Genomic DNA, 232 nt, shown 5'->3' with positions numbered 1-232 from the left:
GAGCGGCGGCCCTGGTGCTGGACGCTCAGTTGCGGCGATATCGCGACCTGCCTTCCTCCGTCGGCGACCTCCACCGGCTCCTGGCCGGGGCCGACCTGGACGGCTGGTTCCGCGAAGATGACGGCCGGTTGGTGTTCGCCCGGGGAAAGCACGCCGGGCGGCCGTTTGCCGAGGTGGCCGAACGGCATCCCGACTATGTGAGATGGTTGTTGTCCCTCGACTTGCTCGACGA

General features: G+C 68.5%; 1 pseudogene. It reads left to right on the top strand.

Going from position 1 to position 232, the window contains the following annotated elements:
• Window positions 1-232, top strand: a pseudogene (locus BGIM_RS64580) (3'-5' exonuclease); the annotation flags it as partial.

Origin of the sequence: Zavarzinella formosa DSM 19928 (assembly GCF_000255705.1) — a bacterium.
GTDB classification, from domain to species: Bacteria; Planctomycetota; Planctomycetia; order Gemmatales; family Gemmataceae; genus Zavarzinella; species Zavarzinella formosa.
The sequence above is the reverse complement of the archived record's forward strand: the minus strand, read 5'-3'. Positions and strand labels throughout refer to the sequence as shown.